The 2,575-nt window shown below is 44.8% G+C and carries 3 protein-coding genes; all 3 read left to right on the forward strand.

Translation table 11 applies throughout. From position 1 onward, the window contains the following. Positions 1–714 (forward strand): acyl-CoA dehydrogenase family protein (locus tag A3757_RS18095; RefSeq protein WP_197470121.1); only part of this gene is annotated, 714 nt, incomplete at its 5' end. A 56-nt stretch (positions 715–770) separates the two neighbouring features. Next, positions 771–1,571: an enoyl-CoA hydratase gene (locus tag A3757_RS18100; RefSeq protein ID WP_068553568.1), complete on the forward strand. Its 801-nt coding sequence runs from the start codon at positions 771–773 to the stop codon at positions 1,569–1,571. After that, a partial coding sequence (locus A3757_RS18105) for an enoyl-CoA hydratase/isomerase family protein (RefSeq protein WP_068740042.1) occupies positions 1,572–2,575 on the forward strand: 1,004 nt, incomplete at its 3' end.

The following is a 2,575-nucleotide window of genomic DNA, read 5'->3' on the forward strand; positions in this document are numbered from 1 at the left end:
AATGGTTGTAAAGCCTTCATATCCGGCGCTGGCGATACTGACCTTTTAGTCACAATGCTTAGAACTGGCGAGGCAGGCCCAAAAGGTATTACTTGCCTTGCCATACCCGCTACAAGTGAAGGTATCAGTTTTGGTAAGAAAGAAGAAAAGCTCGGATGGAGCAATCAACCGACCCGCTTGATTCATTTTGAGAATGTACGCGTACCCAAAGAAAACCTTTTGGCACATGAAGGTGACGGTTTCAAGTTGGCGATGGAAGGCCTAGATGGCGGCCGAATCAATATTGCTGCCTGCTCAGTCGGTACTGCGCGCGCGAGCCTGCAACAGAGTATTAACTATGTTAAGGAGCGCAAGCAATTCAATCAGACGATTGCCGATTTTCAAGCCACACAGTTCAAACTGTCTGATATGCTGACAGAGCTTGTAGCCTCTCGCCAGATGATCCGCCTAGCCGCATTTAAACTCGACCAAGGTGCAGCCGATAAATCGGTTCATTGCGCGATGGCTAAACGCCTAGCGACTGATCTCGGTTTTAAGATTTGCGATGAAGCCCTACAATTGCACGGTGGTTACGGCTATATCAAGGAATACCCTATCGAACGTTACTTTAGAGATACGCGCGTGCATCGTATTCTCGAAGGTACTAACGAAGTAATGCGCTTAATCATTGCTAGAGCCTTGTTATCTGATGAAAACTTCCAGCTTCTCGGATAAGCTAGTAGGCAAGCTTCGCGCATTCCAATCTTCTGAAAAAGGAAAGAACACCCGCTATGACACAAGAAAATCAGAATATTTCCTCTAGTGACAAAATTATTGTTACTGTCGATGGTCATATTGCTAAAATTACTATCAACAATCCACCTGCAAATACCTGGGACTTGGAAAGCCTTGGCGCGCTTTCAAGCGTCATCGTAAAACTCAATGCAATGAGCGGAATAAGTGCCTTAGTCATACACGGGCAAGGCGAAAAGTTTTTCTCTGCTGGTGCAGACCTTAAGCAGTTTAGTAGCGGCGACAAGATACTTTCAAAAGATGTTGCACACCGTTTTGGCGAAGCATTTGAAGCCCTTGCAAGTTTTAAGGGTGTATCCATCGCGGCTATCAATGGTTACGCGATGGGTGGAGGTCTTGAGTGTGCACTTGCCTGTGATATCCGTATCGTCGAAGAACAGGCTCAGGTTGCACTGCCTGAAGCAGGTGTTGGTCTTTTACCATGCGCTGGTGGCACACAGCGGTTGAGTTGGTTAATTGGCGAAGCGTGGGCAAGTAAAATGATCTTGCTCGGGCAGAGAATGGATGCCGAAACAGCCGTTCAAACCGGATTAGCACTAGAAAGTGTACCGAAAGGCGAGGCCTTATCAAGCGCCATGAACTATGCACAGTCTGCAAGTAAGCAAAGCCCCGATGCTTTGTTTGCCTGTAAAAAGCTTTTAAGTACAGCTCGAGAAAACGCCATATCGCTTTCACTTCAGCATGAGCGCACCGAATTCATTAATCTAATTGGTGGTGACAACCAGCTTGAAGGCACTAATTCGTTTCTCGAGAAACGCTCTCCAGAGTGGAAAAAGTAAATGAATAAATCATCACAAGCAACTGAGACTGTCGAAACAACAGCGTCCGAAGAAGTGCTAGTCGAAGTACTTGCTGCTAAAAATGGCAGTGTGGGAGTTTTAACACTCAACTCCGAAAAGACGCTAAACGCCCTATCGCTTCAAATGGTCCGTTTACTCACGCAGTCACTAAAAGATTGGGCAAGTAACGATGATATTCAAGCTGTAATTTTAAAGGGGCAAGGCAGCAAAGCCTTTTGCGCTGGCGGCGATGTCCAAGCACTTTATCGCTCTGCGATAGCACAACAAGACGGTGCTTGTATCGATGCAGAACAGTTCTTTTTTGAGGAATATCAACTCAATTATCTTATTCATACTTATGACAAACCGATCATTTGTATTGGGCATGGCTTTGTCATGGGTGGTGGTTTAGGTTTACTCGCTGGCGCCAGTCATCGAGTTATCACCGACACCACTAAACTGGCTATGCCCGAGATAACTATTGGTCTGTTCCCTGATGTAGGTGGAACACAATTTCTTAATCAGGTTCCCTATAATCTAGGATATTTTCTGGCGTTAACGGGCGTAGCTATTAATGCAGCCGATACACTATTTTGCCGCTTAGCTGATTTTGCCATTGAGTTAAATGATGTCGAAAAGCTGATTCATGCAATATCCAAGCTTGAATTTTCAGAAGAAAATGATAACAACCACCTCTTGGTAACAGAAGCTATAAAGGCACTAGAGCTTACAAGCAAACAACTTCAAAGTTCGCAAATAAAGCTAAACCTACAAGTGCTTGAGCAGGCGTGCCAGCATAACTCTTTATGTTCAATTACGGATGCAATCGTAGCTTTTGATGAAAGTAACACTTTTCTCAACAAATCTAAGCAAACTTTACTTGCTGGCTCCCCGTTATCTCTTGTTGCGATTTATGAGCAGTTAAAACGCCATCGTTATACTGATTTACAAAACGCTTTTACAAGCGAGCTGGTTTTAGCGACCAACATGATCCGTCATCCCGA

This window comes from Oleiphilus sp. HI0117 (assembly GCF_001635235.1).

Bases quoted from the DNA above. Each gene is read 5' to 3' on its own strand.
- A3757_RS18100 (WP_068553568.1), top strand. From the start codon at position 771: ATGACACAAGAAAATCAGAATATTTCCTCTAGTGACAAAATTATTGTT.